17 protein-coding genes are annotated in these 23,021 nt (G+C 56.6%); all 17 read left to right on the forward strand.

All coding sequences use genetic code 11. The features are described 5' to 3' along the window. Positions 1-650: hypothetical protein (locus PHD44_RS03870; protein ID WP_300188239.1), on the forward strand; the 650-nt coding region annotated here is incomplete at its 5' end. A gap of 12 nt (positions 651-662) precedes the next feature. Beyond that, entirely contained in the window at positions 663-920 is a 258-nt protein-coding gene (locus PHD44_RS03875) for a VrlD (RefSeq protein WP_300188241.1), read from the forward strand. A gap of 249 nt (positions 921-1,169) precedes the next feature. After that, positions 1,170-2,129 carry an amidoligase family protein gene (locus PHD44_RS03880; RefSeq protein ID WP_300188243.1) on the forward strand — a complete coding sequence of 320 codons (960 nt, stop codon included), beginning with the start codon at positions 1,170-1,172 and terminating at the stop codon, positions 2,127-2,129. A gap of 11 nt (positions 2,130-2,140) precedes the next feature. Then, on the forward strand, positions 2,141-2,662 hold the full coding sequence (locus PHD44_RS03885; RefSeq protein ID WP_300188245.1) for a DUF5049 domain-containing protein: 522 nt from the start codon (positions 2,141-2,143) through the stop codon (positions 2,660-2,662). After that, positions 2,647-3,444 (forward strand): hypothetical protein, encoded by a 798-nt coding sequence (locus PHD44_RS03890; protein ID WP_300188247.1) that lies wholly within the window; start codon positions 2,647-2,649, stop codon positions 3,442-3,444. The genes PHD44_RS03885 and PHD44_RS03890 overlap by 16 nt, the downstream gene beginning before the upstream one ends. Continuing rightward, a complete protein-coding gene (locus PHD44_RS03895) occupies positions 3,441-3,968 on the forward strand; it encodes a gamma-glutamylcyclotransferase (RefSeq protein WP_300188249.1) in 528 nt (175 codons plus the stop codon). Before PHD44_RS03890 ends, PHD44_RS03895 begins: the two co-directional genes overlap by 4 nt. A 157-nt stretch (positions 3,969-4,125) precedes the next feature. Continuing rightward, complete coding sequence (locus PHD44_RS03900; protein ID WP_091778023.1) at positions 4,126-4,329, forward strand: helix-turn-helix domain-containing protein; 204 nt, start codon at positions 4,126-4,128, stop codon at positions 4,327-4,329. Between the two features lie 27 nt (positions 4,330-4,356). Next, the gene (locus PHD44_RS03905) at positions 4,357-4,947 is read left to right on the forward strand and encodes a DUF1819 family protein (protein WP_197538232.1); all 591 of its coding nucleotides are present in this window, start codon (positions 4,357-4,359) and stop codon (positions 4,945-4,947) included. Then, on the forward strand, positions 4,947-5,558 hold the full coding sequence (locus PHD44_RS03910) for a DUF1788 domain-containing protein (protein ID WP_015038867.1): 612 nt from the start codon (positions 4,947-4,949) through the stop codon (positions 5,556-5,558). Before PHD44_RS03905 ends, PHD44_RS03910 begins: the two co-directional genes overlap by 1 nt. A gap of 14 nt (positions 5,559-5,572) precedes the next feature. Then, complete coding sequence (brxC, locus tag PHD44_RS03915; protein WP_300188256.1) at positions 5,573-9,115, forward strand: BREX system P-loop protein BrxC; 3,543 nt, start codon at positions 5,573-5,575, stop codon at positions 9,113-9,115. A 13-nt stretch (positions 9,116-9,128) separates the two neighbouring features. Beyond that, positions 9,129-10,517: an AAA family ATPase gene (locus PHD44_RS03920; RefSeq protein ID WP_300188258.1), complete on the forward strand. Its 1,389-nt coding sequence runs from the start codon at positions 9,129-9,131 to the stop codon at positions 10,515-10,517. Beyond that, the gene (locus PHD44_RS03925; protein WP_300188260.1) at positions 10,517-11,068 is read left to right on the forward strand and encodes a hypothetical protein; all 552 of its coding nucleotides are present in this window, start codon (positions 10,517-10,519) and stop codon (positions 11,066-11,068) included. The genes PHD44_RS03920 and PHD44_RS03925 overlap by 1 nt, the downstream gene beginning before the upstream one ends. Positions 11,069-11,071: 3 nt before the next feature. Next, positions 11,072-14,599 (forward strand): BREX-1 system adenine-specific DNA-methyltransferase PglX, encoded by a 3,528-nt coding sequence (gene pglX, locus PHD44_RS03930; RefSeq protein WP_300188262.1) that lies wholly within the window; start codon positions 11,072-11,074, stop codon positions 14,597-14,599. A 7-nt stretch (positions 14,600-14,606) separates the two neighbouring features. Beyond that, a complete protein-coding gene (locus PHD44_RS03935) occupies positions 14,607-15,767 on the forward strand; it encodes a PDDEXK nuclease domain-containing protein (protein WP_300188264.1) in 1,161 nt (386 codons plus the stop codon). An 89-nt stretch (positions 15,768-15,856) separates the two neighbouring features. Beyond that, entirely contained in the window at positions 15,857-18,355 is a 2,499-nt protein-coding gene (pglZ, locus tag PHD44_RS03940) for a BREX-1 system phosphatase PglZ type A (protein ID WP_300188266.1), read from the forward strand. Positions 18,356-18,369: 14 nt separating this feature from the next. Then, positions 18,370-20,439, forward strand: a complete 2,070-nt coding sequence (brxL, locus tag PHD44_RS03945; protein ID WP_300188268.1) for a BREX system Lon protease-like protein BrxL — start codon at positions 18,370-18,372, stop codon at positions 20,437-20,439. A 1-nt stretch (position 20,440) separates the two neighbouring features. Further along, positions 20,441-23,017, forward strand: a complete 2,577-nt coding sequence (locus PHD44_RS03950; protein WP_300188270.1) for an AAA family ATPase — start codon at positions 20,441-20,443, stop codon at positions 23,015-23,017. Positions 23,018-23,021: the final 4 nt, after the last annotated feature.

The raw sequence follows: 23,021 nt of genomic DNA on the forward strand, positions 1-23,021 counted from the left end.
ACGCCGAGACCTGGACGCCGCTCAACGGCTCCGACCTGGCGATGAAGATCTACGGCTACAACTTCCAGTCCGAGGGGATGATCCGCTTCCAGCCGATCACCGGCGTGCAGTTCTCCGACATCAACCTTGACGAATACTCGGCCATCCCCCAGGGCACCGGCCTCGACTGGGAATACTCCACCGACGGCGGTGTGACCTGGGACGCCATGGTTCCCGCCGAGGAGGAACGGCTGCCCAACCTCGCCACCCGGGTCCAGATCCGCGTGCGCCTGAGCAGCTCGCTTGCCAACGACACCCCGGCCATCAACTTCCGGGACGTCAACCTGGTGGGCTACCTCAACAAGACCACCGGGGCCTACCTGACCCGCGAGAACGAGCTGACCCAGGGAGTGGAATCGACCAAGGCCTATGTGCAGATGCAAATCCCCAGCGGCACCACCCTGCAATGGTTCGCCAGCAACGACGGCGGCCAGACCTGGGAGGCGATGACCAACCAAGACACCCGGCCCATCGACGAGAACTGGACCGAGTACACCCTGGTGCGCACCTTCACCGACAACACCGGCAACAAGGTCCGCTACAAGGCCGAGATGACCGGAACACCGCTGATCTACCCGCGCATCCATTCGCTGGGCGCGACCCTGAGCTAAGGAGGCACGTCCATGATCGTTCGACGCAAAGGCGGACTGACCGAGTTCATCCCCACGCCGCAGGAGAAGCGCGACGGGCTGATCCGTGACCACGCCCTGGGCCTGCTGGAGAATCTTCACCAGCGCCTGGCGCGGCTGGAACGGGCATCAAAGCTCCCGGCCGACGAAGCGGAGGCCTTCACGGCGCTGCTGGCGCGGATGCGGGCCGACGAGTCGCGCAACCTCGAGCTGCACGCCAGCCTGATCACCCCTGATACCGCCTCCGGCTGACCGGCTCACTGCCACCGCCAACCCAGAAACCCCGGATACGGCCAGCCCGTTCCGGGGTTTCTGCCGCCTGTGCGCCGCCCAATCCGGCCAAGTTCGCAAGTCATTGAAACTAAACGTGTTAAATGTCGGCTTCGGCTGTTCTTCTACTTGATTTGTGTCCGGAAAGAAGCATTCATTCATGGTGTAAGCGGAGGCTAAAAAGCCTTGCCCGACAAGGACTTAGAAGCGCCATGAACGACGGAGGCACGCATGAACCTGAAAGAGATCCACTACGGGATCGAGATCGAGACCGTAAAACGCACCCGGGAGCAGATCGCCTGGGCCATTCACTCGGTGGTGGGCGGCACGGTCCGCCATGTCGGTATCCCCAGCAGCTATGACCCCTGGGAGGTCGAGGACCTGCGCGGCCGCGTCTGGAAGGTGGTGGGGGACGCCTCCCTGACCAGCGTCCCGGCCCATCTGCGGGCCGAGGTGGTCAGCCCGGTGCTCGGGTACGACGACATCCCGCAACTGCAGGAGGCGGTCCGGGCCATCCGCCGCGCCGGTGGCAAGATCAACAGCCAGTGCGGCATCCACATCCATATCGACGCCGCGCCCTTCGACGGCAGGCACCTGGGTAACCTGGCCAAGATCATCTACAAGCAGGAACCGCTGATCCTCCACGCCCTCGGCATCAGCCGCGACCGGCTCAACCGCTACACCCGACCGGTCAGCGACGAGCTGATCCAGCGCATCGAACAGCATCGCCCCCGCACCAAGGACCAGCTCAACCGCATCTGGTACGGCTACCACAACCGCCAGCCCCAGCACTACGACAACAGCCGCTACCACGGGGTCAACCTGCACAACGTCTGGTACCGGGGCACGGTGGAGTTCCGCTGGTTCGAGGCGACCCTCCACGCGGGGCGGATCAAGGCCTACCTGCAATTCTGCCTCGCCGTCGCCGCCAAGGCGCTCAACGGGCGGGCCGCCTCCAGCCGCAAGCGGGACTTCGACCCACAAAGCGCCAAGTACGACTTCCGGGTCTTCCTGCTCCACCTCGGCCTGATCGGCGACGAGTTCAAGACCGCCCGCAAGCATCTGATGGCCAACATGCCCGGCGACGCCGCCTTCAAGAACGGACGGCCCAAACCGGAGGAGGTCCTTCCGGACGAAACAACCACCACTCTCACCAACGAGGCCGGGCAAGTTCCCGGCCTCACTGTTTAAGGAGGTGCCCCATGAAGATTCTGATCCGCTCCACCACGCTGAACGGCGAACCGATCCCCGGCAGCGGGGAAACCCTGCAGGCCGCCGACTGCCTCGAAGTTATCGAGCTGATGCGCGGCCAGACGCCGTTTACCGCCAGCCGAGCGCCCCGGGACTACATGACCGAAGTGCTTTCCGGCATCGAAGGCGGGCCGCCCCAACCGTTGCCGGAGGATGCCGCCGCTGCGGCCGCCGAGTTTCTGACCCGTCTGGCGCGGCACGGCCTGATCGAGTTTCTGCCCGACGACAAGGCCAGCGATCCCTGGCCGGAGCGCTTCCTCGAAGCCCTGGAGACGGTGCGTCTCTCCGGACTCACCAACATGCTCGACCACCCGGAGGTGACCCGCCTGACCGCCGAGATGGGCTACCCGGAGGTGGCCGAGTGGCTGGCGGACCACCGGCGCGAATACGCGGCCTTTGTTCTCGAAGGGACGAGACCGCTCGGTAAGAACTTCGGCGGCAAGGAGGACCCGGCTCCATGTGCGGACAAGTAGGCATCATCTTCGGCCGCAAGCGCAGACGGCCCGACGAGCGGGATTACCTGTGCGAGGTATTCATCCGCATGCTGCTGCACAGCGAGGAACGCGGCCCACACGCCTCCGGTCTGGCCTGGCTCAAGACCGACGGCAGCCACCGCATCTTCAAGCGGCCGATGCGGGCGCACGAGCTGGTCTACGAGAAGCCGTTCCAGGAGCTGCTCGGGCAGGTCGACAACGAGACCACCATCCTCATGGGCCACACCCGCTGGCGCACCCGGGGCAATGAGTTCAACAACCGCAACAACCATCCCATCCGGGCCGGGATCGTCATCGGCACTCACAACGGCACCATCTACAACGCCGATTATCTGTTCCGCCGTCTCGGGCTGCCGCGCTACGCCGAGGTGGACAGCGAACTGATATTCCGCCTGGCCGACCGCTTCGCGCCTGAAGGCCCCATCGACCAGGAGGGGCTGAAGAAGGCGCTTGCCCTCTGTCGCGGCCAGATGAGCGCCGTGCTGGCCTCGCGACTCGACCCCGGCACCATCACCGTGCTCAAGGGCAACAAGCCGCTCTGCCTGCGCATCCACCGCCAGCATCGGGTGGTGCTCTACGCCTCGGACGACGCCTTTATCGACTTTGCCGTGGACAACGAGAAGGGCTGGCGCGAGCTGGAGGTGCCGCCCATGACCATGCTCACCATCCGCCACGAGGATGTGCGGGCCATCGACAACAGCGAATTCCGCTTCATACCCCAGGAGCGCAAAGGGACACTGCCCGAAGGAGTGAATGCATGAACAATGGAGACAGCGCGAAGCTGAACACAAACCCGGAAGACAGACCCGAGACCATCCTCCGGCTCTTCGTCTACGGCACCCTGAAACGGGGCTACTGGAACCATCAACGCTTCTGCGCCCAGGCCCGCAGCATCGAACCGGCCGTGGTCTGGGGCAGGCTCTACCATCTCCACGCCGGGTTCCCGGCCCTCGAAGTGCCGGAAGGCCTGATCCTGGCCCGGGCCACCGCCGATCCGTTGGCCGACGCCCGCAGACAGCAGGAGATCGACATACCACGTTTCGGCCGTCCGACCGGTGACTGGGATCTGATCCACGGGGAGCTGGTGACCTTCACCGACCCGCAACGCGACCTGCCGCCCATCGACCGGCTGGAAGGCTTTCGGCCCGGTGGGCACAGCATGTATCAGCGGGTGATGGTGGCGGTGCTGTCTGGGCGCACCTCGATTCCAGCCTGGACCTACTGGATGCCCCGCATTGACACCGGGATCAGGCTCGGATCAGGCGTATGGCATCGACCTTGTTAGCAAATAATCGGCTTTAATCGGTAAAGATCGTTTGACATCCGACGGCCAATTCGTATATTTTCAAGTGATTTGATTGGGAGAACTCCGTCTGTTTTCCCTTACTTCGCCTCTGGCGAGCGCATGGCTTAACCCCAATCGCCCACGAGGAGCTTGAGAAATGGCCGAGATGGAAGACCGCTGGTTATCGATAAGTGAGATCTGCAAGTACCTCGGGGTCAGCAATGACACCGTGTACAAGTGGATTGATAAACATGAAATGCCCGCGCATCGCATGGGCCGCCTCTGGAAGTTCAAGAAGGATGAGGTGGACGAATGGGTGAAGGCCGGTGGCGCTGCCGAACACTATAAAAAGGAATCCTGACCAAGAATGAGTAACGATAGGTACAGCATGTCATTTACAACGGGCAGTCTTTTTCACCGTGAATCGGTGGAGCTGGCCGCGCTGTATCTTGATCTTGGCGACTGGAACGCTGTTCGAGACAAAGTCATCGCAGAAAACTTACTACAGACCAGAACGCTGAATACGCTCAAACGTGTCTGCCGCGAGGTCATCTCTCGGCTTAGAACGCTGAGCCCAGGCGAACTTGAATTCCTTGTTGAGGGCAGCCACCAAGAGCAGGCCTATCTCCTGTGGCTCGCCGTTTGCCGCCGGTACAGATTCATCGCTGATTTTGCCGTCGAAGTGCTTCGGGAGCGCTACATCACATTGAAAAGCGATCTGACCCACGAGGATTTTGATTCCTTCTTCAACCGGAAATCCGAGTGGCATTTGGAACTGGATGAGATCACCCCGGCGACACGAGGCAAATTGCGGCAGGTCCTGTTCAAGATGCTTCGCGAGGCCGATCTCCTAACGGCCAACAACATGATCCACGCTGCCATGCTCAGTCCAAGACTGTTGGAACTGTTTCATCAAGGCAGCCGCAGGGATGTTTTGTACTTCCCTGTATTTGAATCAGAACTGAAGGGGATGGCGTAGTGACAGCAGATATAGCCAGAAAGCCAATGCAGGACAGATTTCAGCATCTCTTTGCTGTGATCTCAGGCCAGCGTTTTCTCAACAAGCAAGGTCTCGGTAACGAGGTTCCATTTTTCATCTGCCCCTTCAAGCCGGAAGAGTCTGTTGAAATGGAGCGGCTCCAGCGTCAGCTGGTCAATCGCCTTGAGCAGGCTGGTGTTCGGATTCTGGAGATCAATCTGTACGACCTTTCGATAGAAATCCTCAAAGAACGTGACATCTGGGACCAGATTGTCGAGATGGAGGATTCTGTCTCCAAAGAGCAGCTCAAAGAGTTATTGCAAGGCGTGCTAGACCCCGAAGCGCATCTTGTTCCGGCCATTGCGGCCAAGCTGGCAAGCACGGATTTCGAGGTTCTTTTTCTGTCCGGCGTTGGCGAGGTGTTCCCCTACATCCGCTCGCACAACGTTTTGAACAATTTGCAGAGCACGGCGAAAGAAAAGCCGACCGTCATGTTTTTCCCGGGAGCCTACACCCACTCCCTGGAGTCCGGAGCATCGCTCGATCTCTTCGGAAGGCTGCATGACGACAAGTACTACCGGGCGTTCAACATCTTTCACTGCGAAGCATAAACGAGGGAAGCGTGATGACTCTTAAGACCATTTTTAACAAGCCAGTTGACCGCCCGATTGAAGGGGTCATCAAAGCTGACGATGAAGCCAGCCTTCGCCTCGAAATTGAAGAATACGTACTGACCAACGAAGTCGAGAAGCGGCTTGAATCCTTTCTGGACGCCTACAACAACTATGAAGGTGCCAATGGTGTTTGGGTTTCCGGCTTCTTCGGTTCAGGTAAATCCCACCTGTTGAAGATGCTGGCGCTCTTGCTCGAAAACCGGCAGATCGACGGGGCCTCCGCACTTGACTTGTTCCTGCCCAAGTGTGGCGACAACGAAATCCTGCGCGGTGATCTCAAACGAGCCGTCGCCATTCCGTCGAAAAGCATTCTGTTCAACATCGACCAGAAAGCGGACGTCATCAGCAAGACCCAGATCGATGCGCTCCTCGCTGTCTTCGTCAAGGTCTTTGACGAGATGTGCGGTTACTACGGCAAGCAGGGACACATCGCCCAGTTCGAGCGCGATCTCGACAGCCGTGGCCTCTATGAGCAGTTCAAATCAGCCTATGAATCCACTGCGGGCAGAACATGGCAGAAGGGCCGCGAGCAGGCGCTGCTGGAGGCGAAAAACATTGCCAAAGCCTATGCCCAGGCAACCGGTGGTGACGAGACATCGGCCATGGGGATACTCGATAAATACCGCAGCCAGTACCGCGTCTCCATCGAAGATTTTGCCGAACAGGTGCATGCGTATATCGAGCGGCAATCGCCTGATTTCCGTCTGAACTTCTTTGTTGATGAGGTCGGTCAGTACATCGCTGAAAACGTCAAGCTGATGACCAACCTCCAGACCATCGCCGAGAGCATGGCCACCAAATGCCGGGGCCGCGCATGGGTCATCGTGACCGCCCAGGAGGACATGGGAACGGTTGTCGGCGAGATGGGCAAGCAGCAAGGCAACGACTTCTCGAAGATCCAGGCGCGGTTCGCCAACCGCATGAAGCTGACCAGCGCCGACGTGGCGGAGGTTATCCAGAAGCGTCTGCTCATGAAAACCGAAGAAGGCGTTCGCCTGCTCTCGGACATTTATCACGCGCAGTCCAACAATTTTAAGACCCTGTTCGACTTTGCCGACGGCTCGCAAACCTACCGGAACTATCAGGATCGGGATCACTTCATTCACAGCTATCCGTTCATTCCGTACCAGTTCGCGCTGTTCCAGTCGGTCATTCAGAACTTGTCGCAGCATAACGCCTTTGAGGGCAAGCACAGCTCGGTGGGCGAACGCTCCATGCTGGGTGTATTCCAGCAGGTGGCGATCCAGATCGGGGATCATGAAATCGGTCAACTGGCGACCTTCGACCTGATGTTCGAGGGCATTCGCACCGCGCTGAAGTCCAACATTCAACGAGCCATCATCCAGGCCGAAAACCATCTGGATGGCCCCTTCGCGATCCGGCTGTTGAAAACGCTCTTCCTGGTCAAATACGTCAAGGAATTCAAGCCGACTCTTCGCAACCTGTGCGTCCTGATGCTGGACGGCTTCAATCAGGATCTGCCCGCGCTGAGAAAACGTGTCGAAGAAGCCCTCAGTCTCCTGGAACAGCAGACCTATGTGCAGCGCAATGGCGAGCTTTACGAATACCTCACCGACGAGGAAAAAGACGTCGAGCAGGAAATCAAAAACACCGAGGTGGAGTCGTCAGACGTTGCCGCCGAGCTTGAGAAGATCGTATTCGACCACGTCATCAAGCATCGGAAGATCCGCTATGACGAGAATGGCCAGGACTACCCGTTCTCCAGAAAACTCGATGATCGGCTGCACGGGCGGGAATACGAGCTGGCCATTCATGTCATCAGCCCGTTTCATGAAAACGCCGAAAGCGAGTCCATCCTGCGGATGCAGAGCATGGGCCGGGACGAACTGCTCGTCCTGATGCCTGCGGACGAGCGCCTCGTTCGCGACATCCTCATGTACAAGCGGACGGAGAAATACATCCGTCAAAACATCTCGATCACCCAGCAGGAGGCGGTGAAGCGCATCCTGACCGACAAGGGCTTCCAGAACCGGGAACGGTATGCCGAGCTTCAGCAGAGAGTTCAAAGCCTGATGGGCAAGGCCAAGCTGTTCGTGGCAGGTGCCGACATCGAGATCGGTTCCGAGGATGCGCAGACCCGGGTGCTGCGCGGATTCCACGAACTCATCTCCCGCGCCTATCCGAACCTTCGCATGCTGCGCGGCATCACCTACACCGAGAACGACATCGCCAAATGCCTCAAGCATTCACAGCAGGGGCTGTTCGGCAACGACGCCACCTCCCTGGCCGAGTCCGAGCAGGAACTTTTGGCGTTTATTCAGAGCAACAATCGGGGTGGCGTGCGTACCACGCTGAAGAACCTGCTGGAGAAATTCGAGCGCAAACCCTATGGCTGGTACTACGCCGCCGTGCTTTGCACCCTGGCCAACCTCTGCGCTCGCGGCAAGGTCGAGGTTCGCACCGACGGCAACCTGCTGGAAGAGGACGAGCTGGAACGGGCGCTACGCAACACCCATGGCCACGGCAATGTGGTGCTGGAACCCCAGGTCGAATTTACCGCATCGCAGGTCCGCGCCCTCAAGGAGTTCTTTGAGGACTTCTTCGATGCCCCGCCCCGCTCCAGTGAAGCGAAGGCGCTCGGCAAGGAAACCGGCACCGCACTTCAGGAGCTCATGCATCAGCTCAACCCGTTGGCGGCCCAGGCATCCCAGTATCCGTTCCTGAATACGCTGACGCCGGTGCTTGAGAAGCTCAAGGAGCTGACCGGCAAGCCCTACACCTGGTATCTGACCGAACTCACCCGCCAGGAAAACGCGCTGCTCGATATGAAGGAAAGCGTCATCGATCCTGTCCGCAAATTCATGAGCGGCCCGCAGAAAGGCATTTTCGATAACGCCCGCAAGTTCGTTCAAACCCAGGAGCCCAACTTCGCCTACATCGAAGGCGACGAAACCGCTCAGGTGGTCGCCAGCTTGACCGATCCGGAGTGCTTCAAGGGCAACCGCATGCAGCAGGTGAAGACGCAAGTCGAAACCCTGCAGGAGAAGGTCACGGCCCAGATCGAGGCCGAGATTGCCAAGGCCAAGGAGACGGTCGCCGCCCTTAAAGGCCGCCTCTGCGGCATGACTGAATTCAGCGCACTGAACGGCGAGCAGCAGGAGCAGATCACTCGTCCGTTCAACGAATTCGACTCAGGTATAGAGCGCCAAAAACTGATTGCCGTCATCCGCGACACCCTGCGCCGGTTCGAGGAAAGCGACTACCAGCGGCTGCTATCGCAGATGACATCCTGGGCGCAACCGGCGCCAACGGCCGAGCCGGAACCCGGTCAGACCGCCACCCCGGATGAAGGTGCGAAACCCATGCCACCCAAGGTTGCGGAGCCACGCATTGAGTATGTGCCCAGCCGCTCGGTGAAGGTCTCTTTCGACAAAGCCTGGCTGGCCGACGAGACCGACGTGGAACGTTACCTGGAATCCATGCGTGAGGCGCTGCTGGATGAAATCCGCAAAGGAAAACGAATTCAAATTTAAGGAGATCAGCGAAATGAAGATTTCGATAAAAAATCTCGGCGCTATAAAACAGGCGGAGTTCACGCTTGGCGAACTGACGATAATCTGCGGCGGAAATAACACCGGGAAGACCTACGCCACTTATGCGCTGTTTGGTTTCCTGTCTTTTTGGCGAGATGCGTTTTCAATCAAAGTGCCAGATGCAGATATTCGACGCCTCTTGAATGACGGAAGCGTTGAGTTGGATATCCAGGATTATATTGGCAACGCGCAATCAATACTAAAAAATGGTTGCGCGGCCTTTACAGCGCAACTGCCCCATGTTTTTGCGTCGTCGGATAAACATTTTTCTGAAAGCCACTTCTCTGTTGATTTGGATTCAAGCGAAATTCAGCCAGTTCCAACCTTTGAACGCACAATGGGAGCAGCAAAAACACAGCTGTTCTCCATCTCGAAAAAAGCGGACTCATCGTTGGTAACGATTTCACTGCTGGTAGAGAAAGAAAAAGTCAGAATACCGCAGGATGTCATAAGCCGGATCATTGGGGATGCCTTAAAGGATATTGTCTTTGGGCACCTATTCCCTCATCCGTTTATTGCCAGTGCGGAACGAACCGGCGCAGCAATATTCAGAAAGGAACTCAATTTCGCACGTAACAGACTAATTGAAGAAATGGGTTCCATGGAAAAGGACATAAATCCTTTTGAATTACTTTCAAAGGTTTATACCGACTACGCACTGCCTGTTAAGTCAAATGTTGACTTCACTCGCCAGCTTGAAGCGCTCGCCAAGAAGGATAGCTTTATAACCAAGGAACACTCGGGAATACTTAATGATTTCACCGATATTATTGGCGGCGACTATCTCGTTACAAAAAACGATGAGCTTTATTACGTCCCCAAGGGCAAGCGCATCAAGTTAACCATGGATGAAAGTTCAAGTGCGGTGCGCTCGCTATTGGATATCGGATTCTACCTTCGGCACGTAGCTGCTCCTGGCGACCTTCTTATGGTTGATGAGCCGGAGCTGAATCTGCATCCAGAAAATCAGCGGAGGGTTGCACGGCTTTTTGCACGACTGGTCAATGTCGGAATAAATGTATTCATCACGACGCACAGCGACTACATCATCAAAGAGCTGAATACCTTGATTATGTTGAATCAGGGAGGAGAACGGCTAGGGTCACTTGCCGATCGCGAGCATTACAAGGCCTCTGAAATGCTGAATTATGACAAGGTAAGAGTCTACATAGCGGAAGAAGCACTCATTAAGTTGGATGGGGCGCAGCGCAAAACAAGATGCCAGACACTCGTTCAAGCCGACATTGATAGCAAGCTTGGGATAGAAGCGCGTAGCTTCGATAAGACGATAGAAGATATGAATCGAATCCAGGAAGAAATTGTTTGGGGAGGAGATGAGTGATGTCGGAGATGGATATCCTTTCCCAAATGATCAAGGGCACTGCATTGGTACAACTGGAAGAAGAGTACGGCAAGCCGATTGTCAAACTCAGTGAACCACAAGCGCCAGATTCCAGTGCAACTATAAGAAATCTGCCAACTGACGCAATGGTTATCAAGGTCGACGCATTTCGTTCGCCAGATGATGTTTTCAATGGTGGAAATGGTGAATGTAAACGCGCTGATTACGTCATAATCAGCGAGGAGAAGAAATGCATCATCTATATCGAGATGAAGCGCACAAAAGATGGGTGGAATCAAATTGTAAAACAACTGTTAGGATCGCAGTGCTTTGTCAAATATTGCCAGGAGGTTGGCAAAGGCTTCTGGAACGAGAAGAACTTTTTAATTGGTTATAAAAGCCGCTTTATCAGCATTGGGCACACCAGTATTGCGAAGAAAAAAACGCGAATTACCAGAGATGCAGAACCACACGATGCCCCCGACAGAGCAATGAAGATAGATTGGCCCAATTACCTTCAGTTCGGCCAACTCGCAGGATTGGGGGCTTAGTCCATGGAAACGGCAAAACTAAAAAAATTCGCCCAGTTCGCCCGGCGCAGCTTGCTGGAGCAGGTCTCCGCCAAGCTGAAACTTGTGCTCGCTGAAAACGGCGCCGCCCGGCGTGAACGTGCCGAGGCCATCAAGAAACTGGAAGAGGCGATCAAGGGCCACGGCAAGGAACAGGTCATCGAGCGGGTGGCCTACATCTGGTTCAACCGCTTCTGCGCCCTGCGTTTCATGGATGTGAACCGCTACACCCGCATCGGCGTGGTGTCGCCCTCCGAGGGGCAGTTCCAGCCCGAGATTCTGGCCGAGGCCAAGATGGGCCACATCGACGACGAGATGGTGCACGACAAGATCCGGCAGCAGATCTTCGCCCTGCTCGACGGCAAAGCGCCCAGCCGCGACCCGCAGGGCGAGGCCTACCGGCTGCTGGTGGTGGCCGCCTGCAATTTCTGGAACAAGGCGATGCCGTTCCTGTTCCAGCGCATCGATGACTACACCGAACTGCTGATGCCCGACGACCTGCTCTCGGGCAACTCCATCCTCGCCTACACCCGCGAGGCGATGACGCCGGATGCCTGCGAGGATGTCGAGGTGATTGGCTGGCTCTACCAGTTCTACATCTCCGAGAAGAAGGACGAGGTGTTCGATGGCCTGAAGAAGAACAAGAAAATCACGCCCGAGAACATTCCCGCAGCCACCCAGCTCTTCACCCCGCACTGGATCGTGCGCTACCTGGTGGAAAACTCCCTCGGCCGCCTGTGGCTGCTCAATCGCCCCGGCTCGAAGCTGGTCGAGCAGATGGACTACTACATCAAGCCCGAACAGGCCGAGACGGACTTCCTACGCATCGGCAAACCGGAAGAGATCAAGATTTGCGACCCGGCCTGCGGCTCCGGCCACATGCTCACCTATGCCTTTGACCTGCTCTACACCATCTACGAGGAGGAAGGCTACGAACCCGCCGAGATTCCAGAGAAGATTCTCACCCACAATCTCTACGGCATCGAGATCGACGAGCGCGCCGGGGAGCTGGCCGCCTTTGCCCTGACCATGAAAGCCCGCGCCAAGCAACGCCGGTTCTTCAACAAGGGCGTCAAGCCGAACATCTGCGTGCTGGAGAACGTTCACTTCGACGGCAATGAGTTGAAGGATTACATGGATTTTGTCGGGCGCGACCTGTTCACCGCGCCACTGCAAACCACCCTGCGCCAGTTCGAAGAGGCCGACAACTTCGGCTCCCTGATCCGTCCGGATGTCACCGACGTGGACGGCATGCTCAGGATTCTGAAATCAAAGAATGTTTCCGGGCAGCTGTTTATCAGCATGACCCATCAGAAGGTGCTGCAAGCCCTGCGGCAGGCCGATTACCTGAGCCCGAAATATCATGTTGTGATTGCCAATCCGCCGTATATGGGAAATAGAAGCATGGCGGGGCGATTGCAAGCATTCGCAAAAGATAGTTATCCAAACAGCAAATCGGACCTATTTGCCATGTTTATCGAGCGCAATTTGGATCTTGCTAACAAGCGAGGTTCAGTTGCAATGATAACTATGCAAAGTTGGATGTTTCTATCCTCGTTTGAGACTTTGCGCACCGCGATGCTCCAAAAATCTACAATTGTTTCCATGGCTCATTTAGGTGCAAGAGCATTTGACAGCATTGGCGGAGAGGTTGTTTCAACAACTGCGTTTGTAATAACCAACTCAAAAGACACTAAATTCAAAGGTTCTTTTTTGAGGCTCACTGATGGAAGAAGTGAAGCGGAGAAAGATACGAACCTTAAAGAGAGGCGTTCAAATCCCTTTCTCGCCTCAACAGAAGATTTCAAGAAAATACCAGGTAGCCCTATTGCCTACTGGGTAAGCGATACTGTTCGTAATACTTTCACCCATGCACCACAATTTGGAGAAATTGCCAAACCAAGGCAGGGGTTGGCTACTGGGTGTAACGATATTTTTCTGCGTGCATGGCATGAAGTCTCTCTTAAAGAGATTGGCTTTGGACTCGCCTCACGTGATGAGGCAGTCGAAACAGGACTAAAGTGGTTCCCATACAACAAGGGTGGCGACTGGCGTAAATGGTACGGTAATTGTGAATATGTCGTTGACTGGGAAGATGACGGAATTCGCATCCGCAATTTTAAGGATGAAAATGGCAAAGTACGATCCAGACCTCAAAATACCGAATATTACTTCAGAGAAGGAATCACATGGGCTGACATAACGACGAACTCATTTGCTGCGAGACACGCACCTAATGGTTTTATTTTTGACGTTAAAGGCTCTTCAGGTTTTCCAGCAAGAAGTATGCTGAAACAAGTAATCGGATTGATGAATAGCAAACTAATGCTTGGATTTATGCAAATTCTCAATCCAACTACAACGTTTCAGGTCGGGGATATGGCACGTGTTCCGTTTCAACCCCCTGAAGATAGCAAGCAAAATTTAGATATCAATGTTAAGCGATTGATCTCCCTTGGTAAACACGACTGGGACTCCTATGAAACATCTTGGGATTTCCGTTTGCTGGAATTGCTACAGCCCGAATACCGCCAGCCAACCCTAAAGGCAACCTACCAGAATCTTCGCGCACACTGGCGGGAGATAACGCTGGAGATGCAGCAACTGGAGAAAGAGAACAACCGCATCTTCATAGAGGCCTACGGTCTGCAGGACGAGTTGACGCCCGAGGTGCCGCTCACGGAAATCACCCTGACCTGCAACCCGCACTATCGCTACGGCGGCGACAAGAGCGAAGAGGAACTGGAGGCGCTGCTGCTGGCCGACACCATGCGGGAACTGGTTTCCTACGCCGTGGGCTGCATGTTTGGCCGCTACGCACTGGACAAGCCTGGGCTGCTCCTCGCCAATCAGGGCGAGACCATCGAGGACTACCTGAAGCGAGTTCCGGAACCCAGCTTCCCGGCCGATGACGACAACGTCATCCCCATGCTCGACGGCGACTGGTTCACCGACGATATCGCCGAGCGCTTCCGCAAGTTCCTGCGCGTGGCTTTTGGCGACGAACACTACGAGGCCAACCTCAAGTTCGTCGAAAAGGCGCTGGGCAAGAATGGCAAGGCCCGCGACATCCGCGATTACTTCCTCAAGGATTTCTACAGCGATCATGTGAGGCGTTACAAGAAGCGCCCCATCTACTGGCTGTTCTCCAGCCCCAAAGGCAGCTTCAACGCACTGATCTACATGCACCGCTACCGCCCGGATACGGTCAGCGTGGTGCTCAACGACTACCTGCGCGAGTTCCGCACCAAGCTCACCTCGCACAAGAACCACCTGGAGGCGGTCAGCATCAGCGCCAGCAGCAGCCAGGGTGAGAAGACCAAGGCTCTGAAGGAGATCGAGAAGATCACCAAGATGATCGCAGAGATGGAGGAGTACGAACGCGAGGTGCTTTACCCGCTGGCCACCGAGCAGGTGGAGATCGACCTCGACGACGGCGTCAAGCTCAACTACCCCAAACTCGGCGCGGCCTTGAAGAAGATCGTCGGCCTGGATGCCAAGGGCGAGGAGTGAGACGGCGATGAGCACCAAGGAAATCACCGCCACCGCGTTAAATTTCGGGCAACTGGTCAGCACGATCCGCCAAGTGCACGACACGCTTTCCTCTCAGGCCAGCCGGGCGGTCAATGCCAGCCTCACCTTGCGCAATTGGCTGATTGGCTTTCATGTGGAGGAGTACGAGCGCCAGGGGGTGGACCGGGCTGAATACGGGGATAGACTGATGGACAGGCTGGCCGAGAGTCTGAGCCAGCACGGCGTTTCCCGTTGCGAGCGGCGGGAACTCTATCGCTACCGCCAGCTCTACCTCATCTACCCACAGATTGTGGAGGCAGTGACGCCACAATTGCCCCCTGTGGTCGGGGCCTCCCCAGGGTCCCTCAGCGGCATGCCACCGGATGCGGCCGCAATACAGATTGTGGAGACGTCTCCACCATTGAAACTCGATGGCAGAACCCTGATCTCCAGACTCTCATTCAGCCATATCGTGGAACTGCTCAACCTGGAGGATAGCGGCAAGCGAACCTTCTACGAGGTCGAGTGCATCCAGGGCAACTGGTCGGTGCGTGAGCTGAAACGGCAGATTCATAGCCTGTACTACGAGCGCTGCGGCCTCTCGCTGAACAAGAAAAAACTCACCGAGTTGACTCAGCAAGGCGCAGAGCAGTCGTTACCGGCACTCACGGTGCGCGATCCGTATGTGTTCGAGTTCCTGGGGCTGAAGCCCCGCGAGGTCATGAGCGAATCCCACCTCGAAGACCAGCTTATCGGCAAGATCGAGGAGTTCTTGTTGGAGCTGGGCCATGGCTTCTGCTTTGAAGCCCGGCAAAAACGGATACTGATCGGCGACGAGCATTACTTCATCGATCTGGTGTTCTATCACCGCATCCTGAAGTGCCACGTGCTGGTGGAGCTGAAACTGGCCGAGTTCAGCCATGAGAACATCGGGCAGCTCAATACCTATGTCAGCTGGTACAAGAAGAACATGATGATCGAGAACGACAACCCGCCCATCGGCATCCTGCTCTGCACCCACAAAAAACACTCGTTAGTCGAGTTTGCCCTGGCCGGGATGGACAACCAGCTCTTTGTCTCCAAGTACCAACTGGAATTGCCCAAGCGGGAAGAAATCGAGCAGTTTCTGGCGACAAAGCTGAAGGAAGTGGAGGACGCTGATCAATGAGAACAGAATTGCCCAACTACCCCAAGCTTGGCGCGGCCTTGAAGAAGATCGTCGGCCTGGATGCGAAAGAGGATTAAGGAGCGCCATTGATGGAAAACCGCATTGCCCAGGCCCTGACCAAACTCTTCGACCGGCACCGGATCGTTTTCTGGTACGACGCCAAGCAAGAGTTGCGCGACGATTTCGAGGCGCTTCAGCTTCCCGGCGTCGAGAAGCTGGAGCTGATCAACAACGAGTACGGCATCAAGTACAAGCTGCTTCGCGAGCAACCGGAACAGAAATTCCTGCTCTACCGCGAAGGCCCTCAGCCCGCCGATCTGGATAACTGGCTGCTGGATGTGCAACTGGCCCACGGTGAGTTCCGCACCGATCAGGTGGCCATCTGGTTGTCCGAACTGGAGCTCGGCCTGGAGTTCACGGATGTGGTGCAGGCCCATGCGGAGTTCTTCCAGGCGATCAAGCGCAAGGACGCCCTCAAGAAACTGCTGAAAGCGGACGACACCGCCGGACAGATTCGCCTGAAGATGCTGGCGGTATGCACCGGCAGCGAGTCGCGCATGGATGCGGTGGTGGAAAACCTGCTGCAGGAGCTGGCCGACGGCCGGGATGAGAAGATCAAGCTGATCGGCCGGTGCAGCCTGGACGGCTTTCTCTGGGAACAGATGACCCGCTGCTACGGCTACAAGTCCGATGAGCCGGGCATCCGCGACTTCACCATTGAGTTGTTCAAGTCATGCTACGCCATGGGCACCGACGGCCAGGTGAAACTGACCGGCGACGCCATGGTGTTTCTCAAGCGCTGGAAGGACAGCCGTCAGTTCGAAGGCGGTTTCGAGACCCTCTCGGGGGAATGCGCCGAGGTGCTCGGGATTGAGCAGGATCTGGCCAAGCGGGATTTCCGCGAGTTAATCGAGCTGGATTACTTCCGACTGATTGACCAGAAGATCATCAGCGACCTGGTGCGGGCAGTGGCAGCCCGCACGGCCTCCAGCGGTGACGTGGCGATCTGGGTTCGCCAGCGGCGGCAGGGCCACTGGTATCGCGAATACCGGCATTTGTACGAGGCGGTCGATTACGCCGCCCAGTTTACCCATGCCCTGGGCGAGGCCAAGCTCGCCATGGACAGTCTGGCCGAAGGCGTGCAGCGCTACAGCCGCTTCTGGTATCTGCTCGATCAGCTCTACCGCAAGTTCACCTACCATGTTCGCATGTCGGGACAGGCGTCGCTGATGGGTAGCCTGACCGACCAGGTCGAAAACCTTTACTCCAACAACTACCTGCTGAAGCTGGGCGACCGTTTCCAGACCTTCGTGGATGCGGCATCCAAGTGGGAAGCCTTCCCAGTGCGCAAGCAGAAGGAGTTTTTCGAACACTGGGTCCGGCCGTTCCTGCGCAAGGACAACAAGGTCTGCGTGATTATCTCCGACGCCATGCGCTACGAGATCGGTGATGAGCTGCTGAGCCTGATCCGCCAGGAGGATCGGTACAGCGCCGAACTGGAACCGGCGCTTTCGATGTTGCCCAGCTACACCCAGCTCGGCATGGCGGCGCTGTTGCCCAACAAGGCACTGGCGATTGCCGACAACGAGACCGGCACCGTGCTGGTGGATGGGCAAAGTTCGCAGGGTACGGCCAATCGCATCAAGATCCTTGGCCAGGCGATCCGTCAACGGGCTACTGCCTGCAAGGCCGATGAGCTGATGGCCATGAAGGGTGACGACTGCCGGGCACTAGTGCGCGATCATGACGTGATCTACGTCTACCACAACCGCATCGATGCCACGGGCGACAAGCGGGAATCCGAGGAGCGGGTTTTCGAGGCGGTGGAAGAAACCCTGCAGGAGCTGATTCGCCTGATCAAGAAGCTGACCGGGGCCAACGCCAACAACTTGCTGGTGACCTCGGACCATGGCTTTATCTACCAGAACCGCGCTATCGACGAGAGCGACTTTTCCGGAGTCGACGCCGAGGGCGACCAGATTCTGTTCCGGGACCGCCGCTTCGTGCTCGGCAAGGGGCTTGCTGAGGCATCCAGCCTGCACAAGTTCACCCCCGAACAGCTTGGCCTGGCCGGTGAGGTGGAGGTGCAGATTCCCAAATCGATCAACCGCCTGCGCCTGAAGGGCTCCGGCAGCCGCTTTGTGCATGGCGGCGCGTCACTGCAGGAGGTGGTGATTCCGGTGCTCAAGATCAACAAGAAGCGCCAGAGCGATGTCACCGCCGTCGAGGTGGACATCCTGCGTGGAGCCAGCTCGGTGATTACCTCCGGGCAACTGGCGGTGACCATGTACCAGGTCGGGCCGGTAACGGACAAGATCCAGCCGCGTGTGCTGCGGGCTGGTATCTACACCGAGGCAGGCGACCTGATCTCCGACAGCCACGACCTGACCTTTGATCTGAGCTCGGACAATCCCCGGGAGCGGGAGCTGCAGGTGCGCTTCGTGCTGACCCGCAAGGCCGACGAGGCCAATGGCCAGGAGGTCATTCTACGGCTGGAGGAAAAACACGCCGGGACTTCACATTACAAGGAATACAAGTCGCTCCGGTACTTGATGCGGCGCTCATTTACCAGCGACTTCGACTTTTAAAGGACGGGTGACCGATGAACGAACTTGACCAGAAAATCAACACACACTTCCCGGGACTCGTTGTCCGCAAGGATCTCGTCAAGACGGTCAAGGGCAACGCCATCGTTCCCTCCTACGTGCTGGAATACCTGCTGGGCCAGTATTGCGCCACCAGCGATGAGCCGACCATCCAGACCGGTATCGAGACGGTCAAGGAGATCCTTGCCAAGCATTATGTTCACCGGAACGAAGCCGGATTGGTCCGCTCGAACATCAAGGAAAAGGGGCGCTACAAGGTCATCGACAAGATCAGTGTCGATCTGAACGACAAGAAGGATGTCTATCAGGCGCAGTTCTCCAACTTAGGGCTAAAAGAGGTTCTTGTTGATTCCGGAACGGTAAAAAAACACCCCAAGCTCCTGGTCGGCGGCGTGTGGTGCATCGCTGATCTGGAATATGAGTTTACCGAAGACAAAAGCGCCAGCCCCTGGATATTATCGACCCTCAAGCCGATCCAGCTCTCCCATTTCGATTTCGACGGCTATGTTGAGGCCCGCAAACAGTTCACCACCGACGAGTGGATCGACCTGCTGGTGCAAAGCATCGGCTTCAACCCGGAGATGTTCGGCAAGCGAAGCAAGCTGACCCAACTGGTCCGCCTGATCCCTTTTTGCGAGCGCAATTACAACCTGATCGAGCTTGGCCCCAAGGGAACCGGCAAATCGCACATCTACCCGGAGTTTTCGCCTCACGGCATCCTGATCTCCGGCGGCGAGGTTACGGTTCCCAAGCTGTTCGTGAACAACTCTTCCGGAAAGATCGGCCTGGTCGGCTACTGGGATTGTGTCGCCTTCGACGAGTTTGCCGGAAAGCAAAAACGCGTCGACAAGGCCCTCGTCGACATCATGAAGAACTACATGGCCAACAAGTCCTTCTCGCGGGGCGTCGAGACGCTGGGCGCGGAGGCCTCCATGGTGTTCGTGGGCAACACTCAGCACACCGTGCCCTACATGCTTAAGCACTCTGACCTGTTTTGCGAGCTGCCCGACAAGTTCTACGACTCCGCGTTTCTGGACCGCATCCACTTCTACATCCCCGGCTGGGAGGTCGACATCATCCGGGGCGAGATGTTCTCCAGCGGTTACGGCTTCGTAGTGGACTACCTGGCCGAGATCCTTCGCTCGCTGCGCAATCACGATTACTCGGACCGCTACAAGGAGCACTTCTCTCTCTCCTCCGATATCTCGACGCGGGACCGCGATGGCATCAACAAGACATTTTCTGGTTTGATGAAGATCCTCTTTCCACATGGGGGAGCAACCAAGGAAGAGGTCGAGGAGCTGCTACGGTTCGCGATTGAGGGTCGCAAGCGCGTCAAAGACCAACTAATGCGCATCGATTCCACCTACGGCAACGTCCGCTTTACCTATCAAGACACTGATGGTCGGGCCAAGCCTGTCACCACCCTCGAAGAAGAGGAATACCCCGGCTACTACCACAAGACCATCGCCGAGGGTGAAGACGGGGAAATCTTGGAAGCTGCGCAACCGGACTCGCCCCAAGGTCCATCCGAGCCCCTGGCTCCGGCCGAGCCCGTCCTCAAGGAAAAGCACCTCATATTCCAGGAGAACCAGAAGGGCCTCTCCTTCGATACGTTGCTCGGCCCTTATCTCAAGGGCGCGACCACGATCACCGTCACCGATCCGTACATCCGCCTGTTCTACCAGGTGCGCAACTTCATGGAATTTTTGGAGACCGTGGTCAAACACAAGGCCCCGGATGAGGAAGTGTCCGTGCATCTGGTGACGACGGAAGACGAGTTCAAAGGCGAACAGCAGAAGGACAACTTCGAGAAGATGAAGGAGTCCGCAGGCAGCGTGGGCGTGAACTTCACCTGGGAGTTCGACGGCACCGGCACGATCCACGCCCGCCACATCGTGACCGACCACGGCTGGAAAATCTCCCTGGATCGCGGCCTCGACATCTTCCAGCACTACGAGATGAACGATGCCTTCACCTTCGCCAATCGCCTGCAGCAATACCGCCCATGCAAGGCGTTCGAGGTGACGTTCATTAAACACAAGCGGGAAGCTGAGGGGGAATAAAATGAGCGGGATATCGGCATCACTGACAAAATGGTTTTCAGAGCGCCCCCAGTGGCTCCAGATCGCGGCTACTCGGCTACTTCAGCAATCTGAGCTTACCGACAAAGATGTCTCTGAGCTCGCAACCATATGCCAGCAGGAAGCCGAAGGTAAGCTGCCCAAAACGACCTGTTCCTTTCCTGCTACCGCGTTCTCCCCGGGCGCAGCAGGCTCCCTGCGTTTGTGTTCAATCAGTGATGTCGAAGGAGTAAACGCCCTTGCTCCGAAAAAGCCACTTGAGTTTGGCAAGGGCAATATCACGATTGTTTATGGCAACAATGGGTCAGGCAAATCCGGTTACGTCAGACTCCTCAAACATGTATGCGGAGCCCGCGAGACGGGTACCCTCCACCGCAATGTCTATAAGCCCGGCTCTGCCGTACAGAAAGCCTGCATTTCGTTTGAGCAGGACGGCATTCCAAAGAGTCATACGTGGTCGGGACAAGGGATCTGCGATGACCTCAACAGTGTTGATATTTTCGACACCTCCTTTGGCAAGGTGTTTGTCAGCAGCGAAGACGAGGTGAGCTACGAGCCGCCGGTTCTATCGTTTTTCAGCTCGCTCATCCTCGCATGCGAAAAGGTCGCATCGGCCCTGGATGCCGAGGCCAACCGGCACCAGTCCAAAAAGCCGAATATCCCGACTGACAAGAAGGCAACTCCTGAAGGCATCTGGTACGAAGCCATCAGCGCCAAAACCAGTACCCAGGACATCGACAAGCATTGCACATTTGGCAGCGCTGACGAGACCGAGATGCAAGCGCTGCAGCAGCGCCTTGCCGAACAGGCACCGGCGGAAAAAGCGAAGCAGTTGAGAAAGCAGAAACAGTATATCGACACTCTGGTCCAGGATGCCCAAAAGTATCTCAAGCAATTATCGGACGAGAATTACCGGCGGATCATTGCTGCCAAGAAGAAGTCGATCCTCAAGAAAACAGCGGCAGATACGGCGGCGGAAAAGGTGTTCTCCGGCAGCGAGCTGGAAGGCATCGGGTCTGATGTCTGGAAAGAGCTATGGGAAGCGGCTCGGAACTACTCCGTATCGGCTGCATACAAAGAGGCCGAGTACCCGAATGTTTCTGATGGCTCCCGTTGTGTCCTGTGCCACCAGACCTTGACCCAGGAGGCCAAAGAGAGACTGATCTCCTTCGAAAATTTCGTGAAGGGCGAAATGCAGAAAGCCGCAACGGATGCGGCCAAGGAATACGAGACCGCCAGTCAAACTATTGAGGCGTTACCGACATCGGAGACGCTGAAGACACGTATCGATGCGGCTGGCATTCCACAGGATGAAGTCGCCAGCCAGGTGACGGGTTTCTTTGCTCAATTGCAGGCCAGGAAAGACCAACTCCCTGGGATCGATTCCGAAGAAGCCATTCCCGACCCTCTGCTCTCACCGAAATGGATCGAAGAAGCCAACGCCCAGTCGAAAAGCCTCGGCGAACTCGCAGCAAAATATGACGAAGACGCCAAAAGCGACAATCGAGAGGAGATCAAGAAAAAGCTAAACAGCCTGCAGGCCAGAAAGTGGTTGTCGGAGCACCGCACCGCTATTGATGAAGAAGTCGCCCGATTGAAGCTACTGAACCAGATTCAGGAAGCCAAGAAGTCGACCAACACCAAAGCCCTGTCTCAGAAGAAAGGAGAGCTGGCAGAAGCCTTGATCACGGATGCGTTCGTACAAAGGTTCAACGCGGAGCTCAAGGCCCTGGGCGCATCTCAGGTCAAGGTTGAGCTCGTGAAATCAAAAGTCTCCAAGGGCCGAGTCCTTCATAAGCTCCAGCTTCGGGGGGCCTCTCAGAATGGCCTCGCCGATGTGCTGAGCGAGGGAGAAAATCGGATCGTTTCCATTGCGGCTTTTTTGGCCGACGTCACCGGAAAGAGCAACCAGGCCCCGTTTATCTTTGACGATCCAATATCCTCACTCGACCAAAGCTATGAGGAGGCCGTGGTTCAAAGACTGATCGAGCTGTCTCAGGACAAGCAGGTCATTGTCTTTACTCACCGCCTGTCCTTGCTGGGAACGGTCCGGCATTTTGCCGAGAAAAAGACCATCAAGCCCGATGTGGTGAGCATTCGCTCTGCAGACTGGGGGACCGGAGAGCCAGCTCCCATTCCACTTTCACAGAGCGACATCAAATCCGCCCTGAACACACTCATGAATCAGCGGTATCAGGATGCAAAGAAGGCAAGTGAGAACGGAGAATTTGAACATGCTGAAATCTTGCTGAAGTCGATATGCAGCGATTTCAGGACATTGGTGGAGCGCTCCATTGAAAATGATCTGCTGTGCGGAGTGGTTCAAAGATTCCAGCGACCGGTGCATACGTTGAAGCTCAAGGATCTGGCCAAGTTGAAGGACACGGATTGCAATCTCCTTGATTCGCTCATGACCAAATACTCCGGGTTCGAACACTCACAGCCAGCAGAATCACCAGTGGAGCTGCCGAAGCCAGACGATCTTCTGGGCGACATGACATCGCTAAAAAACTGGCGTGAAGAATACGCGAAGCGCCCCGCCTCTGCGGTGGCCGGGTAACAGT

Source organism: Halothiobacillus sp. (assembly GCF_028710545.1).
Lineage (GTDB): Bacteria > Pseudomonadota > Gammaproteobacteria > Halothiobacillales > Halothiobacillaceae > Halothiobacillus.